The organism is Collinsella sp. CLA-ER-H2 (assembly GCF_040092405.1).
Classification (GTDB): Bacteria; Actinomycetota; Coriobacteriia; order Coriobacteriales; family Coriobacteriaceae; genus Collinsella.
The window spans coordinates 27,319-41,926 of the sequence record NZ_JBBNLO010000006.1 but is presented as its reverse complement, the minus strand read 5'-3'; the positions used below and the strand labels follow the sequence as shown (position 1 = coordinate 41,926).

Below are 14,608 nucleotides of genomic sequence, written 5' to 3'. Positions count from 1 at the left end.
TGCGTGGCTGGACGAAAAATGCTGATGCATCCTTCCAAAACCGGACACAAAAGGCCAAGACTGGCCTTTTTAATTCAAAATCGCTGTTACTAAAAAAGTAACAGTACTCATATTTGCTATTTTTTGACCACAGGCCCCAATGACTAGGTTTATTCCACGGTGCCGTAGATGGCGCCCCAGCCGTGGGCGGCCAAGGCGGAGTTGAGCTGGTCGCAAAGTGACTGGCGGTCGTAATAGCCGGGCGGTAGCAGGTTCACGATTTCCATGAGATCGGGCGCCAGGTCCAAGATTTCGGCCTGTACGATCAGATCCAGGCGGTCGATGGCGTGGCGGTCGTAAAACAGTCCGTCGACCAGGCGCTGAAGGTCGCCGAATTCCTCGGCCTGGAACGATCCGTACTCCATTAGTGCCTCCTTGGGCGCTTCATGCCGGCATGCGCGGCGATTCGTAATTCATTGCGATGGACTTAATCTATCACGGCTTCATAACGTTGCGACGGTGGCGGTCTATACTTAGAAGAATTGCAACGTACCGCTTCGTGAAAGGTCGCACCCATGCAGACGATCTACCAGAAGATGGAAACCACCGAACTCGATGCCGCCATCGAGGCGCTCAAAGCCGAGGTCGCCGAGGTCAAGGCCAAGGGCCTGGCGCTCGATATGGCCCGCGGCAAGCCGTCGCCCTCCCAGGTGGATATCTCTCGACCCATGCTCGATATCCTCAATGCCGATGCCGATCTGCACGACGGCAACGTCGATTGTTCCAACTACGGCTGCTTTGAGGGCATTCCCTCGGCACGCAAGCTGGCAGGGGAGTTCCTGGGCTGCCCCGCTGAGCAGACACTCGTGCTGGGCTCGTCGAGCCTGCTGATCGAGCACGACATCGCCGGCATGTTCTGGCGCTGTGGCTCGTGCGGCAGCGAGCCCTGGGAGGCTTACGAGGCAGCGCACGACGGCAAGAAGGTCAAGTTCCTGTGCCCGGTTCCCGGCTACGATCGCCACTTTGGCATCACCGCCGACTTGGGCATCGAGAACGTTCCCGTCGCGATGACCGACAACGGCCCCGATATGGACGAAATCGAGCGCCTCGTTGCCGCCGACGATTCCATCAAGGGCATCTGGTGCGTGCCCAAGTATTCCAACCCCACGGGCATTACCTTTAGCGAGGACACCGTGCGTCGCCTGGTCGAGATGCCCACGGCCGCGCCCGATTTCCGCATCTTCTGGGACAACGCCTACTGCGTGCACGACCTGTACGACGAGACCGACGAGCTCGCCAATATCTTCGACCTCGCTCGCGCGGCGGGCACCGAGGATCGCGTGGTGGCCTTCGCCTCGACGTCCAAGATCACCTTCCCGGGCGCCGGTATCGGCTTTATCGGTGCGAGCCCCGCGGTCATCGCCGAGTTCTCCAAGCGCCTGAAGGCAGGCCTTATCAGCGCCGACAAGCTCAACCAGCTGCGCCACGTGCGTTTCCTTCCCACCATCGAGGCGGTCAGGGAGCACATGAAAAAGCACGCCGAGTTCTTGCGCCCGCGCTTTGAGGCCGTTGAGCGCAAGCTCACCGAGGGCCTGGGCGATACGGGTTGCGCCACTTGGACGCATCCCCGCGGCGGCTACTTTGTGAGCTTTGATGGTCCCGAGGGCTCGGCCCAAAAGGTCGCTGCGCTTTGTGCTGACCTGGGCGTCAAGCTCACGCCGGCCGGTGCTACCTGGCCCTATGGCAAGGACCCGCGCGATACCAACATCCGCATCGCGCCGAGCTATCCCACGGTCGAGGACCTGGAGGCCGCGCTCGATGTGCTGGTGCTGGCCGTTAAGCTTGTCGCTGCCGAGCTCGCGCGTGCCGAGCGCGCCTAACGCGCGGCTTCCCGTACTATCCGCACCTTCGATACGTAAAGGAGCATATACATGGATTTGGGTATTTCCACCAACCCCACGCCAGAGCTCTACACCATTAAGGTAACCGGCGAGATCGACATCTCTAACGCCGATAGCCTGCGCAATGCCATCGACCTGGCGCTCGAGCAGCCCACTGAGGCCGTTGAGCTCGATTTTGCCCAGGTGAGCTACATCGATTCAACGGGCATTGGCGTGCTCGTGGGCGCCGCGCACCACGCGGTCGACCACGGCAAGCGTTTTAGCTGCACCAATGTGCAGCCCCCGGTAATGCGCGTGGTTCAGCTGTTGGGTGTCGACCAGGAGATTTCGATCACCGCTGCATAATCTTTGCCCCCAAAAGGGCGTGCCGTTTGGCATATGTTTGTGATGCGCTCGGACGTTTTGGCGTCTGGGCGCTATACTTGACCGAATGAATAGACGAGTTCCGGCCGAATGGCGCGGTGCGGGCTCGACTCACATCGAGCCTTGGAGGTATGTGTGTTTGGTATTGGAGAGGGTGAGCTCGCGATCATCGTGGTCTTCGGCTTTTTGCTGTTTGGCCCGGATAAGCTCCCGCAGATGGGCCGCACGATCGGCCGTGCCGTCCGTCAGTTCCGCGAGACGCAGGAAAAGATGACGGCCGTTGTTCAGTCTGAGATTATCGATCCGGTAAGCGAGGCCGCTTCGGCACCGGTCAAGCCCAAGAAGACTGCCGTCGATGACGATTCCGATGCGGACAAGGATGCCGCCGAGACGGCAGCGCCCGCCAAGAAGGAGACCTTTGCCGAGCGCCGTGCCCGCCTTGCTGCCGAGAAGGCCGCGAGCGAGGCTGCCGCCGAGGGCGAGGGTGCTGCTGAGGAGGCCGAGGGTGCCGAGCCTGCCGCTGCCGCCGAGCCTGTCGTCGAGCCCGAGCCTGCTGCAGAACCGGAGCCCGAGCCCGAGCCGGTAGAGCCCACGACGGCCGACCTCTACGCCCGTCGTCCCCGCAAGCGCAAGGCCGTCGTCGACCAGCTCGCCCGCGAGCTCGAGGCCGAGGACGACGCCGCTGCCGCCGACGCCTCGAAGGGAGGCGATGAGTAATGCCTATCGGACCTGCGCGCATGCCGCTCTTCGATCACCTGGGAGAGCTCCGTCGCCGCCTGACTATCGTGGTCGTGTCGGTGTTTGCCGCCGCCATCGTGCTGTATTTCGCCACGCCCGTGGTGCTCGACATCCTGGAAGACCCCATCCGCTCCTTTGTGCCGGACGGTAAGTTCTACATCACCACCACGCTCGGCGGCTTTGGCCTGCGCTTCTCGCTGGCCATCAAGATGGCCGTGGTCATGTGCACGCCCATGATCATCTGGCAGATTCTAGCATTTTTCCTGCCGGCGCTGCGTCCCAACGAGCGCAAATGGGTCGTGCCCACGGTGCTCGCCTCGACGGTGCTGTTCTTCCTGGGCGCCATCTTCTGCTATTTCATCATCATCCCGGCGGGCTTTGAGTGGCTTATCGGCGAGACCTCGGCCGTCGCCACGGCGCTGCCCGACCTGGAGAACTACGTCAACATGGAGCTGCTCTTTATGATCGGCTTTGGCGTGGCGTTTGAGCTGCCGCTTATCATCTTCTACCTGTCCGTCTTCCACATCGTGTCCTACGCGGCCTTCCGCGGCGCCTGGCGCTACGTGTACGTGGGCCTGCTTGTGGGCTCGGCTGTGATTACGCCCGACGGCTCGCCCGTTACGCTGGGCCTCATGTATGGTGCCCTGCTCTCGCTCTACGAGATTTCGCTCGCCATTGCCCGCGTGGTCATTACCGCGCGCGAGGGCAAGGAGGGCTTGTTTGTGAGCCGTCTGGACCTGTTCTCGGACGATGAGGACGACGAGGAGTAAATCGGTATGCACGAGGTTGGCATTGTCAACGGCATACTCGATACAGTGATTCGCGCGGCGCGTGGGGCGGGGGCCTCGCGCGCCGTTTTGGTAACGCTGCGTATCGGGGATATGACCGAAGTTGTGCGCGAGGCGCTCGACTTTGCGTGGGAGACATTTCGCGATGAGGACCCGCTCACGCGAGGCTGCGAGCTTGCCGTGGAGGAAGTCCATCCACAAAGCGAGTGTCTGGACTGCGGGGAGGTCTTTGAGCACGATCGCTTCCATTGCCGCTGTCCCCAATGTGGCGGCGCCAACGTGCGCCTGCTGCACGGCCGCGAACTCGACATCGCAAGTATCGAAATCGAAACCCCCGACGATTAGCCCATCAGCCAGCTGGGGACGGGGTATAAAGGGGCAAAAGTAAGGAGCGCTGAGTATGGCTGAGAAAACGATTGATATCGCGTCGCCGATCCTGTCGCGCAATGAGCGCCTGGCAGATCAGCTGCGTCAGCGATTTAATGAGGCAGGCACCTATGTGATCAACGTCTTGTCGAGCCCTGGCTCGGGCAAGACCACCACGATCCTGGGCACCAACGAGCGCCTGCGTGACAAGGCGGGCCTGCGCTGCGCCGTCATCGAGGGCGATATTGCCTCGGATGTCGACGCCATCACCATGAAGGAAGCCGGCATGCCTGCCATCCAGATCAACACGGGCGGCCTGTGCCACCTCGAGGGCAACATGATCATGGAGGCCGTTGACGCGTTCGACCAGGCCGTCGGTCTGGAGAACATCGACGTCATCTTTATCGAAAATGTGGGCAACCTGGTCTGCCCGGTCGACTTTGACTTGGGCGAGAACCTGTCCATCATGATTCTCTCGGTGCCCGAGGGCGACGACAAGCCCATCAAGTACCCGGGCATCTTCCAGCACGCCGGCGCGCAGCTGCTCAATAAGGTCGACGTGGCCCCGGCTTTCGATTTTGACATGGATAGGTATACTAAGACACTCGATGACCTCAATCCGCAGGCGCCGCGGTTTGCCGTGAGCGCGCGCAAGGGCGAGGGCATGGATGCCTGGTGCGATTGGCTCATCGGGCAGATCGAGCAAGCAAGGGCGTAAATCGGCCGCCATACGGGCGGGCGTAGCCGCAGAGACACGAGATAGGAGCCTCTTTTGAAGCTCATCATCGCCGAGAAAAACGACGCCGCGCGTCAGATCGCCGAGCGTCTGTCCACGGGTAAACCCAAAAAGGATAAGGTGTACAACACCGCCATCTACCGTTTTGAGTGGAAGGGCGAGGAGTGCGTGACCATCGGCCTGGCCGGTCACATCCTTGCGCCCGATTTTTGCGACAGCGTGCTGTTCGATAAAAAGCTGGGCTGGTATTCGGTTACCGAGGACGGCGAGATGCTGCCGGCCGACATGCCCGATGGCCTGGCTCGTCCGCCTTACGACACCAAGCGTAAGCCGTTCCTTGCCGATGGCATCTCCATCAAGGGCTGGAAGCTTGAGAGCCTGCCCTATCTCACCTGGGCACCCGTCATTAAGCTGCCGGCTGAGAAGGAGCTCATCCGCTCGCTCAAGAACCTCGCCAAAAAGTCCGACAGCGTCATCATCGCCACGGACTTCGATCGAGAGGGCGAGCTGATCGGTTCGGACGCCCTCAACAAGGTGCGCGAGGTTGCGCCCGACTTGCCGGTCGCCCGCGCCCAGTATTCTTCGTTTACCAAGGCCGAGATCACGCAGGCCTTCGATAACCTTGTCTCGCTCGACCAGAACCTGGCCGACGCCGGCGAGAGCCGTCAGCACATCGACCTCATTTGGGGTGCGGTGCTCACGCGCTACCTGACGCTCGCCAAGTTTGGCGGCTTTGGCAACGTGCGTTCCGCCGGCCGCGTGCAGACGCCGACGCTTGCCCTGGTGGTCGAGCGCGAGCGCGAGCGCATGGCGTTTGTGCCCGAGGACTATTGGCAGATCCGCGGCATGGGCGCCGCACAGGGTACTGCCGAGGACGACCGATTTAAGATTGCGCACAAGACGGCACGCTTTACCGACAAGGATGCTGCTGAGACGGCGTACGGCCATGTTAACGGCGTCGCGACGGCAACCGTCGCCGCGGTGACCAAGCGCTCCCGCAAGCAGCAGCCGCCCACGCCGTTTGCGACCACCTCGCTGCAGGCCGCCGCCGCTGCTGAGGGCATCTCGCCTGCGCGTACCATGCGCATCGCCGAGTCCCTCTACATGGCGGGCCTTATCAGCTACCCGCGCGTCGACAACACCGTGTATCCCGCGACGCTCGATTTGGGCGCCGTGGTGAGTGACCTGGCAAAGATCAACCCGGCGCTGGCGCCCGTGTGCAAAAAGGTACTCGCTGGTCCCATGAAGCCCACGCGCGGTAAAGTCGAGACCACCGACCACCCGCCTATCTACCCCACGGGAGAGGGCGATCCGTCCACGCTCGACGGCGGCCAGCGCAAGCTCTACGACCTCATCGCCCGCCGCTTCCTGGCGACGCTTATGGGTCCTGCGACCATCGAGAACACCAAGCTCGAGCTCGATGTGAACGGCGAGCCGTTCGTGGCTTCGGGCGACGTGCTCGTGACCCCGGGTTTCCGCGAGGCCTACCCGTATGGCCTTAAACGCGACGAGCAGATGCCGCCGCTTGAGCAGGGCGATACGGTCGACGTGTTCGACATTAAGCTCGAGGCCAAGCAGACCGAGCCGCCCGCGCGCTACAGTCAGGGCAAGCTCGTGCAGGAGATGGAGAAGCGCGGCCTGGGCACCAAGTCCACGCGCGCGAGCATCATCGAGCGCCTGTATGCCGTGCGCTATCTCAAAAACGATCCCGTTGAGCCGAGCCAGCTGGGCATCGCCATCATCGATGCGCTGACGCAGTTTGCCCCGCGCATCACGAGCCCCGATATGACCAGCGAGCTTGATGGCGATATGACCCGTGTGGAGCGCGGCGAGGATACCGAAGAGCATGTCGTGACGCACTCGCGCGCGCTGCTGGCTGGCGTGCTCGATGAGCTGCTCAAGCATACGCAGGAGCTGGGCGACGCCATCAGCGACGCCGTCACGGCCGATGCGCGCGTGGGCGCTTGCCCCAAGTGCGGCAAGGACCTGGTTATGAAGACGAGCGCCAAGACCCGTGGCAGCTTCATTGGCTGCATGGGCTGGCCCGACTGCGATGTGACCTATCCGGTGCCGAGCGGCGTCAAGGTAAGCCCGCTCGAGGGCGAGGCGGCCGTGTGCCCCGAGTGCGGCGCGCCGCGCATTAAGTGCCAGCCGTTCCGCCAGAAGGCCTTCGAGATTTGCGTGAACCCCACGTGCCCCACCAACTACGAGCCTGACCTTAAGGTGGGCGAGTGCAAGGTGTGCGCCGAGGCCGGACGCCATGGCGACCTGATCGCGCACAAGAGCGAGAAGAGTGGCAAGCGCTTTATCCGCTGCACCAACTACGATGACTGCGGTGTGAGTTATCCTCTGCCGGCGCGCGGTAAGCTCGAGGCGACGGGTGAGACCTGCCCCGAGTGCGGCGCCCCCATCGTGGTGGTCAACACGGCGCGCGGCCCGTGGCGCATCTGCGTGAACATGGACTGTCCGACCAAGGAGAAGAAGCCCGTCCGCGGCCGCAAGACCACGACTAAGGCGAGCACGGCCAAGAAGACGACGGCTAAGAAAGCCACTGCCGCCAAGAAGACGACCGCCAAAAAGACGACGGCCAAGAAGTCGACTACCAAAAAGACCGCTGCCGATAAGTAGCCGCACGGTCGAAACATCACCTAAAACAAAAACGAGCGAGGACCTCAAAATCCTCGCTCGTTTTTTATCTGGCAGTTAGGGAACGACAAAGCGCTAGTTCACTTCGACGGGTTTGGCGCCGGGATAGCGCTCCTCAAAGTCTAGACGGTACTTATTGTCATTGGTGCCCGCCACGTTGTCGCGCGACAGTGGCGTCACGATCTCATTCTTGTGGTCCGCAGGCTTGGCGTATTTCAGGCTGATCTCCCAGGCATCACAGATTGCGTCAATGCGGTGATCCAGGTCGTCGTACAGGGCAACGATGTCTTTCCAGGAGCTGTAGTTCTTGGAGCTCGTCGGGACGTCTAGGTCCTCGACGATGTCGTAATACTGCTCGATGGTGTCCTCCGTGCGCTCGGCGACGTCGGCGAGATTTTGACGGGTGGTTCGATCCTCTTCCAGATAGCTGCCGTTGAAGTTCTGCGCGCAGCCACGGACGTAGTTGTCGAGGTCTTCGAGCAAGTCGTAGTATTCGCTCAGTCGGCGGTAGAGATTCTGCTCGGAGAGCGTTGCTTCGCCGCCATCCTCGTCGTCATCGTCATCGTCATCATCGTCGTACAGGCTGTTGGGATCGCCGAGAGGCTTTAGGTCATCGTCGTCGACGTCATGGTGCAGCTTAGCTACCTCGGCAGTCGTCTGCGTGTCGGCGTTGTCGAAAGGCTTGATCACAAAGAAAACGACCAGGGCGATGATGATCGCCACCAGCACAACGATAACGGCGATAAGCGGTCCGGTGCCGCTCTTTTTGGGAGTGGGGGTCTGTGGCGAAGCGGGCGCGTATGCGGGAGCCGGCTGCTGTTGGGGCGAGCCGCTCGCGACGGGTATGCGCTGCGTGGTCTCGACGGCCGCAGGGCTTGCGGCGGGGTCGGGGCGATAGGCGAGGGGGTCGTCCGCCTTGGCTTGCGGCGTATCAAGGGAGCCGGTCTGCTCAAAAGCGGGCTGGCTATCGCTCGCGGTTGTTTGCTCAACGGGTGCACCGCACGAGGTGCAGAACTTGGCATTATCTGCAAGAAGCTTGCCGCACGAGGCGCAATACCGAGACATTGCCACTCCTTTCGCCACATTTCAATGCAATATGACGATTATACCCACCACCCAAAATTCCCCATCATAAGTTGCGGTGAAATAGGGACTGTTTGGCGGTCTCAGAGCTTCAATCAATCCCTATTTCACCGCAACTTTGGAAAGGCACCTTTAGTCATTGGGGGCGCGCCGGACGCTGGGGTATCATGGCTTGGTTGATATATCTGCATTTACGCGCCTTGTAGGAAGGGGCTGCGCCCATGGCTTTTGAGCCTGCTCAACATAGCTTTATCACGCTCGAGGGCGTCGACGGTGCCGGCAAGTCCACGCAGGCGCGCCTGCTCGCCCGTGCGCTCGAGCTCGCTGGCCACCAGGTTGTGAGCCTGCGCGAACCGGGCGGCACTGCCATCAGCGAAAAGATCCGTGCTCTGCTGCTCGACCCCGCCAATACGGCGATGGGCGACACCTGCGAGTTGCTGCTCTACGAGGCGGCGCGCGCCCAGTTGGTGCACGAGGTCATCGCACCCGCCCTTGCTGCCGGCAAGGTGGTCCTGTGTGACCGCTTCTACGATTCCACAACCTGCTACCAGGCGTTTGCCGACGGCCTCGATCGCCAGATAGTGTGCGATGCCAATAACCTGGCCGTCGCGGGAACACACCCGGCGCTCACGCTCGTCTACCACATCACGCCCGAGCAGGCGGCGCTGCGCATGGCAGCCCGTGGCGCGGCAGATCGCATGGAGGCAAAAGGCATGGCATTCCAGGAGCGTGTTTACGAGGGGTTTAGCGCCATTGCCGCCGAGGAACCAAATCGCGTAAAGCTCATCGACGCCACCGCGCCCGTCGCGGAGGTCTTCGAGAAGACGATCGAGCAGGTTCGCGCGTACGGTCTCGACATTCCGCAAGATGCCGTCGCCGCCGCGCTTGCCCAGGAGGCCGAGTAACATGGCTCCCGCTCAGGCAAGCCTGCTGGCCAAGCTCGACACCCAAGAGCGCGTGCGCGATTTTTTGACCAACGCCGTCGCCAGCGGCCGCGCGTCGCACGCCTACCTGTTTTTGGGCGCCCCCGGCGCCGGCAAGCTCGATGCCGCATGGGCGCTCGCCCAGGCCTTCCTGTGCGAGCAGGACGGCTGCGGCGCATGCGACAGCTGCGTGCGCGTTGCACGGCACACGCATCCCGACGTGCACTATTACACGCCCGAGAGCGCCACGGGCTACCTCATTGCCCAGACCCGCGAGCTGCTCGATGACGTGCCGCTGGCGCCCATCCGCGCCAAGGCCAAGGTCTACATCATCGACCGTGCCGAGCAGCTGCGTGCTAACACTGCCAACGCACTGCTCAAAACACTCGAGGAGCCGCCCGAGGGCGTCATGTTCATCTTGCTGGGCACCTCGGCAGACGTGATGCTGCCCACCATCGTGAGCCGCTGCCAGTGCGTGCCGTTTCGGCTGGTGTCGCCCACCGTGGCCGCTCGTGCCGTGAGCCGCGCGACGGGTCAGGACCTCGCGCGTTGCCGCATGGCGGTTACCGTGGCGGGGAGCCCCACGCGCGGCATCGAGTTCCTTAAGAGTGCCGAGCGCCAGGATGCTCGCCGCCAGATGGTCCGCGCCATCGACTCGCTCATCGCTGCCGATGAGGCCGATGTACTCAGTCGCGCCAAGTCGCTCATCGTCGCCGTTAAGGCACCGCTCGCCGAGGTCAAGTCCACGCAGGAAAAGGTGCTCGAGCAAAACGCCGACTACCTGTCGCGTGGAGCATTGAAGCAGCTTGAGGACCGCAACAAGCGCGAACTCAACGCGCGCGAGCGTTCGGGTATCATGGAAGCGCTGGCGAGCGCACGGACGCTCATGCGCGACGTGCTGCTGACGCTTCAGGACGAGGCGGCCGACGTGGTGAACGAAGACGTGCGCGACACGATCGGTCGGCTTGCCGCCGCGACGAATGTTGCGGGTGCCACCCGGGCGCTCGAGGCGGTCGCAATTGCCGAGCGCAACATCGCCAGAAACGTTACTCCCCAGCTGGCCATCGAGGTCATGCTGTTCGATATCAGGAAGGCACTGAAATGCCGTTAGTCGTACCCGTTAAGTTTACCTACGCCTCGCGCGACCTGTGGTTCGACCCGCAGGATCTGGATATCCTCGAGGCCGATTATGCCATTTGCTCCACCGAGCGCGGAACCGAGATCGGCCTGGTCACGGCCGATCCCTTCGAGGTGCCGCAAGACGAGATCGGCCAGCCGCTCAAGCCCGTGCTGCGCGTGGCGAGCGACATTGACCTGCAGCTTGCCGACGACCTGGCCATCCAGGGCGACGAGGCGATGGTCGATTTCCGCCGTCTGGTCAAAGAGCTCGACCTCGAGATGAAGCCGGTCGGCGTCGAGTACCTGTTTGGCGGCGAGAAGGCCGTGTTCTACTTTGCGGCCGAGGAGCGCGTCGATTTTCGTCAGCTCGTCAAGGACTTGTCCTCGACGCTGCACATTCGCGTCGACATGCGCCAGATCGGCGTGCGCGACGAGACCCGTCTGGTGGGCGGCTATGCCCAATGCGGACAGGAGCTCTGCTGCACGCGCTTTGGCGGACAGTTTGAGCCCGTCTCGATCCGCATGGCAAAAGAGCAGGACCTGCCGCTCAACTCGTCCAAGATCAGCGGCGTTTGCGGCCGCCTGATGTGCTGTCTGCGCTATGAGTTCGAGGCGTACAAGGACTTTAAGAGCCGTGCGCCCAAAAAGAAGACACTCATCGATACGCCGCTCGGCAAGGCGCGTATTCAGGAATATGACACGCCGCGTGAGCAGCTGGTGCTGCGCCTGGAGAACGGCAAAGTCTTTAAGGTCAACCTGGCCGATATGACGTGCTCGGAGGGCTGCAAAAAGAAGGCCGCCGAGCAGGGCTGCAACTGCCGCCCCGACTGCGTGACGCGTGACGTGCTCGAGCGCATCGAGTCGCCCGAGATGCGCTTGGCGCTCATGGAACTCGATCGCGAGAGCGGCGTCGACGTGGGCGATGGCCTGTCGAGTGCCGACCGTCTGGCCGGCACATCGATGCCCAAGCGCCGTCGTCGCGATGCCGAATCCGATGCCCGCGCCGGCCAGGGTCAGGGCGAGGGCCGTGGCCGCGGAAAGGGCCGCGGCAAGGCCGAGGCACCCGAGGCCGAGGAGGCAGCCGGTGGTCGTCGCCGCCGCAAGCGCGCGGCGTCCGTCGACAACGGCGAGACCACAGACAAGAACGCTTCCCGCGAGTGCGAGGCTCAGCAGCCCCAGCAACAAAACCGCGGCGGCGGCATGAACCCCACGCGCCGTCGCCGCCGTCACCTGTCGAGCGAGGAGCGCGAGGATGCCTTCCGTGCCGCAGCCGCTCGCGAGGCCGGTGCCGCTCCCAAGGGCGCCTCGGCTTCCGATGCGCCTGCCGACAAGGGCGGCAAGCCGCACGGCGAGGAGGAACGCGCGCCGCGTCCGCGCCGCCGCCATTCCTCGGGCACGCAGCAGAAGCCCTCGGTTCCTTCTGTGGCCGATCAGGTTTCCGATGGCGAAGTCAAGGTCACGCGTCGTCGCCCCGGCGATGGCGGGGGAGCTGCCGCCAAGGCTTCGCACGGCGGCGCTCGCGACGAGCGCGAACCGCGTGAGAATCGCGGTGGCGAGGGCTCGACCGACCAGGGTCAAAAGCGTCGCCGTCGCCGTCGTTCCCGCAAGCCGCGCCAGGACGGTAGCGAAGGCTCGACCCATACCTCGTCCGCACCGAAACCGCCTGCCGGCGAATAGTGCCCGTAAGCGGATGTAACCCGCCTGACCCCAGTGCCTCTGGGTATCATGGCTCTACACCGACAACCCTCCCTTCGTCTTCGCGTAGGGAGGGTTGTGTCATGAAGAGACATCTGAACGTATTGACTCGCTTGCAGGACGCAGGTGTCCTACCGTTTGCGGACGAATTGCTACCGCTTGCCGAGCGCGCGACATACGAGGCGCTCGAGGCGTTGTCGCCCACGCGATGCGCCGGCTGCGAGCGCTCCGGTGCGCTGATCTGCCAGGATTGTCTGGCATCGCTCGCGCTCATCGACCCGTGCCATAGCTGCATCCGATGTGGTGCCCCGTTTGGGGATTTGCTGTGCACCGAGTGCTCGGTCGAGGGCGCGTCTTCGGCAATGGCCGAGGCGCTCGATCGCTGTCTGGCGTGTGCCGTCTACGCACATCCGCTGCCGCGCATCATCAAGGCGTACAAGGATGCGGGCGAGCGCCGTCTGGCACCGTATCTGGCGGAGCTATTCTACGACACCGTCTTGCATGCCCAGGCGGCAGCCCCCGATCGCTACGGCGGTGTGCTGTCCGGTGCGGACGCGGTGGTGTTTGTGCCCGCGACTGCGGCGGCGTTTCGGCGGCGTGGATTCGACCATATGGAAGCAATTGCGCGCTCGTTTTGCGATCTTTCGGGCGTCCCGTTGCTGGACGCCCTGGTCAAATACGGTCATGGTGACCAGCGAGAGCTCGGCCGCGATGAGCGCCGGGAGCATGCCCGGGGCGTGTACGAGACGGTCGAGGATGTGCGCGGCCGCCGTCTGCTGCTCATCGATGATGTCATTACCACGGGCGCGACCATGGCAGCAGCCTCGGCGGAGCTCAAACGTGCCGGTGCCGCGGCCGTCGATGGCCTCGCTATCGCACGCGTTTGGTAGGGGTGGTTTTGTGGCAGTGAAGATAGCGCGACGCATCGAGCCGACAAGCGAGCAACTGGCGGCCTCTGTAATCCTGACTGGCGCCTCGGCGCTGCGCATGATGCGCGCCGAGCGCCGACAAATGGGTTACATCAGTTGGAGGGACCTCGCTCCCGATGAAGAGTGCCGTGTGCTGCGCGCATCGTCGCCCTCGGCCGAGGACATCTATCTTCCCGATTTGGTGAGGATCGGGGTCGTGAGTGGCGAGGTTCAAGAAGACCTGTGCCTACTGGTGGGGTCTGCAAAGCAGCGTCGCCGCATGCCTGGTGCAAGCTGGTCCGTTTGTTCTACAGGCCTGCCGGACGCTTCGATTTTGGAGGTGGAGCCGGGGGTGTACAGCTTGTCTCCCGAGGCCCTCTGTGCCGCCGTTGCGCGCGAAGTCGGCTGTATCCAGGCATTTGCCCTGGCCCAGGAGCTGTGCTCCAAGATTTCGCTGAGCGATCGCGGGCAGTATTTGCCTCCCTACAGCTCGCCTACCGTGAACAGGCTTGCAAAGGATAAGGACCAGCCGTCAGATGTGGGCTACTTTGAGGTAGAGCCAGTGCTGACGCCCGATCGCCTGGCAGATTACCTTGCGGCATGCAAGGGGAGCGCGGCCAAGCAGCTGCGGCGGCTGTGCCCCTTTCTGTCGGAAAACCTGCGCTCACCCATGGAATGCATCATGCTTGCCATGTTTTCGCTTCCGTTTTCCTATGGCGGATTTGCCTGCGGTCCCTTTAAGACCGACCACAAGATCGAGTTCAACGACCGAGCGCAGGCGATCTCGGGGATGCCGTATGCGGTTTGCGATGCCCATCAGGAAGCAGCCCGGTTTGACCTGGAATACAACGGTGAGCTGGGCCATTCCTCCCGGAGGGGACGTATCCATGATGAAAAACGCAACACGGGCTTGATTACTATGGGAATCGAGGTCGCGACGGTCAACAACGAAATGCTCTGCGACATGGAAGCGATGGAAGCGCTCGCATGGCGCATCCACCAGCGTATGGGTAAGCGATATCAGAATCGCGTAGAGGCTCGTCGAAAGAGGCAAGATGCTCTGCTGAATACGCTCCGAGCGTGCTTTGGGCTCAAGCCAGCGTAAAACTATGGCTTTATAGGGGGTCTGTTTATATGCTCTGTGCAAAAAACGGCAAATATGAGTACTGTTACTAGATTAGTGACAGCAAAAACAAAGAAACTTGGGCCGAAAATCTGGATTCAGCGAAGAGATAGTAAACGAATGTGGAATATCTTGGCGCCAAGCAGGCTGTGCGGAACTCAAAAAGGGCTCGTGAGGCGGTAATACGCTGCTACTAAATTGGTGACAGTACTCATATTTGCCGTTTTTTGCACAGGGCGC

General features: G+C 62.4%; 14 protein-coding genes. 12 read left to right on the top strand and 2 right to left on the bottom strand.

Annotated elements, in window-relative coordinates:
* Positions 1 to 149 precede the first annotated feature (149 nt).
* Complete coding sequence (locus AAAX59_RS02865) at positions 150 to 404, bottom strand: hypothetical protein (protein ID WP_055285533.1); 255 nt, start codon at positions 402 to 404, stop codon at positions 150 to 152.
* A gap of 150 nt (positions 405 to 554) precedes the next feature.
* On the opposite strand from AAAX59_RS02865, the gene AAAX59_RS02860 reads away from it, so the two are divergent.
* The 7 genes from AAAX59_RS02860 (at position 555) to AAAX59_RS02830 (ending at position 7,499) form a co-directional block, all read left to right on the top strand.
* On the top strand, positions 555 to 1,859 hold the full coding sequence (locus AAAX59_RS02860; RefSeq protein ID WP_349070455.1) for an aminotransferase class I/II-fold pyridoxal phosphate-dependent enzyme: 1,305 nt from the start codon (positions 555 to 557) through the stop codon (positions 1,857 to 1,859).
* Positions 1,860 to 1,910: 51 nt separating this feature from the next.
* Positions 1,911 to 2,225 (top strand): STAS domain-containing protein, encoded by a 315-nt coding sequence (locus tag AAAX59_RS02855; RefSeq protein ID WP_035137695.1) that lies wholly within the window; start codon positions 1,911 to 1,913, stop codon positions 2,223 to 2,225.
* Positions 2,226 to 2,378: 153 nt separating this feature from the next.
* Positions 2,379 to 2,960, top strand: a complete 582-nt coding sequence (locus AAAX59_RS02850; RefSeq protein WP_349070453.1) for a twin-arginine translocase TatA/TatE family subunit — start codon at positions 2,379 to 2,381, stop codon at positions 2,958 to 2,960.
* Positions 2,960 to 3,751 carry a twin-arginine translocase subunit TatC gene (gene tatC / locus AAAX59_RS02845; RefSeq protein ID WP_022093860.1) on the top strand — a complete coding sequence of 264 codons (792 nt, stop codon included), beginning with the start codon at positions 2,960 to 2,962 and terminating at the stop codon, positions 3,749 to 3,751. Before AAAX59_RS02850 ends, tatC begins: the two co-directional genes overlap by 1 nt.
* A gap of 6 nt (positions 3,752 to 3,757) precedes the next feature.
* The gene (gene hypA / locus AAAX59_RS02840; protein ID WP_117565013.1) at positions 3,758 to 4,114 is read left to right on the top strand and encodes a hydrogenase maturation nickel metallochaperone HypA; all 357 of its coding nucleotides are present in this window, start codon (positions 3,758 to 3,760) and stop codon (positions 4,112 to 4,114) included.
* Positions 4,115 to 4,169: 55 nt separating this feature from the next.
* Positions 4,170 to 4,853 carry a hydrogenase nickel incorporation protein HypB gene (gene hypB / locus AAAX59_RS02835; protein ID WP_117583579.1) on the top strand — a complete coding sequence of 228 codons (684 nt, stop codon included), beginning with the start codon at positions 4,170 to 4,172 and terminating at the stop codon, positions 4,851 to 4,853.
* 54 nt (positions 4,854 to 4,907) lie between these two features.
* A complete protein-coding gene (locus AAAX59_RS02830; RefSeq protein WP_349070452.1) occupies positions 4,908 to 7,499 on the top strand; it encodes a DNA topoisomerase I in 2,592 nt (863 codons plus the stop codon).
* A 93-nt stretch (positions 7,500 to 7,592) separates the two neighbouring features.
* Here the strand turns inward: AAAX59_RS02830 and AAAX59_RS02825 are convergent, their stop codons facing one another.
* Positions 7,593 to 8,582, bottom strand: a complete 990-nt coding sequence (locus tag AAAX59_RS02825) for a zinc ribbon domain-containing protein (protein ID WP_349070451.1) — start codon at positions 8,580 to 8,582, stop codon at positions 7,593 to 7,595.
* Positions 8,583 to 8,821: 239 nt separating this feature from the next.
* Between AAAX59_RS02825 and tmk the strand changes: the two genes are divergently transcribed.
* The 5 genes from tmk to AAAX59_RS02800 all read left to right on the top strand — a co-directional run bounded on the left by tmk (position 8,822) and on the right by AAAX59_RS02800 (position 14,350).
* Complete coding sequence (gene tmk / locus AAAX59_RS02820) at positions 8,822 to 9,505, top strand: dTMP kinase (protein WP_349070449.1); 684 nt, start codon at positions 8,822 to 8,824, stop codon at positions 9,503 to 9,505.
* Position 9,506: 1 nt separating this feature from the next.
* Positions 9,507 to 10,634, top strand: a complete 1,128-nt coding sequence (locus AAAX59_RS02815) for a DNA polymerase III subunit (RefSeq protein ID WP_349070447.1) — start codon at positions 9,507 to 9,509, stop codon at positions 10,632 to 10,634.
* Entirely contained in the window at positions 10,625 to 12,319 is a 1,695-nt protein-coding gene (gene ricT / locus AAAX59_RS02810; RefSeq protein WP_349070446.1) for a regulatory iron-sulfur-containing complex subunit RicT, read from the top strand. Before AAAX59_RS02815 ends, ricT begins: the two co-directional genes overlap by 10 nt.
* Before the next feature lie 101 nt (positions 12,320 to 12,420).
* Positions 12,421 to 13,227: a phosphoribosyltransferase family protein gene (locus AAAX59_RS02805; protein WP_349070444.1), complete on the top strand. Its 807-nt coding sequence runs from the start codon at positions 12,421 to 12,423 to the stop codon at positions 13,225 to 13,227.
* Between the two features lie 10 nt (positions 13,228 to 13,237).
* Positions 13,238 to 14,350 (top strand): hypothetical protein, encoded by a 1,113-nt coding sequence (locus tag AAAX59_RS02800; protein ID WP_349070443.1) that lies wholly within the window; start codon positions 13,238 to 13,240, stop codon positions 14,348 to 14,350.
* The last annotated feature ends 258 nt before the right edge of the window (positions 14,351 to 14,608 follow it).